At 58.4% G+C, this 1,063-nt stretch carries 1 protein-coding gene; it reads right to left on the reverse strand.

Annotated elements, in window-relative coordinates:
- Positions 1–21 precede the first annotated feature (21 nt).
- Positions 22–1,014 (reverse strand): transposase, encoded by a 993-nt coding sequence (locus QA600_RS22775; RefSeq protein ID WP_278294222.1) that lies wholly within the window; start codon positions 1,012–1,014, stop codon positions 22–24.
- Positions 1,015–1,063 lie beyond the last annotated feature (49 nt).

Genomic DNA, 1,063 nt, shown 5'->3' on the forward strand with positions numbered 1-1,063 from the left:
GAGCGTGTCATAGAATCCATCTCATAGCTTCTCACAGCCCGGTTCGTTTCCTCGCTCGTAGTTGGTGATCGCAACAACGAGCCGGAGGCACAGCGCAAGAAACACTTCTGTTCGTGCGTGGACGCGGCCTCGGGCGCGGACGTGCCCGAGGCCGCAGTCCTTGACTGCGTCGTTGGTACGTTCGACTCCTGTCCGGTTGTTGTACGTCTCGTCCAAGATGGACTGCTTCAGCTGAACGTCCTCGCTGTGTTCCTCGATGCGGTCTTCGACCCTGTACTCGATGTCTTTCGGATCGTCAGCGTTTCGCGGATTGTATGGGGCGATTGGCACGACCCCTGCGGCCAGCAGGTGGTCGTGCCAATCGAGGATGTCGTAGGCGCTGTCTCCAAGCATCCAGATCGGTGTACCGACGGCGAGCGCGTCACGAGTGACGCGCATCGCCGTCTCTTGGTCTGCTTGTTTGGCCTGTGTGAACTCCGCTGCTATCGGGATCTTTGCGCCGGTCGAGACGATCGTACAGCCGAAGCCGTAGTAGTACTCTTCAGCTGTTGGATCGTAGTTCCACGAGGCAGCGTCGTTGTACTGAATCGCCTCAATGTGCGTCGAATCGATGGAGTACGCCGAGTCGAGCAGGCCGCGGACGGCGGCCTGCTCGACGAGTCTCTCAAAGATATCGTCGACGACGTGTTCGAGGTCGGTGAGAAAGCGGTCAATCGTGTCTCTGGATGGTGGTTTGTCGAGTCCGCAGTAGTACCAGACGAGGCCGTACTGGAGTTCTCGTGCAACCGGTCGTGTGCCATAGATGTCCTTGTAGTAGCAGTGCAGAAAGCCGCGAAAGAGGTCTGGTGGCTGGTGAACTCGTGTTCGCCCCCGCTTCGAGGGGGCGAACACGTCGTACTCCAGCAGAAACTCGAACTCAAGGTGCTCGAACAGCGGTACTGTCTCGGTAGCCGCGGCATTCAAGAAGTCGTCTACCGAAGCTACGTCTTGCAGGGTTGCGCTTGTGTTGGACACACTTCGCGCACCCTGCTGCTTCGTACGTGACGCTTTCTATGACACGCTC

Source organism: Natronococcus sp. A-GB1, assembly GCF_029688845.1.
Lineage (GTDB): Archaea > Halobacteriota > Halobacteria > Halobacteriales > Natrialbaceae > Natronococcus.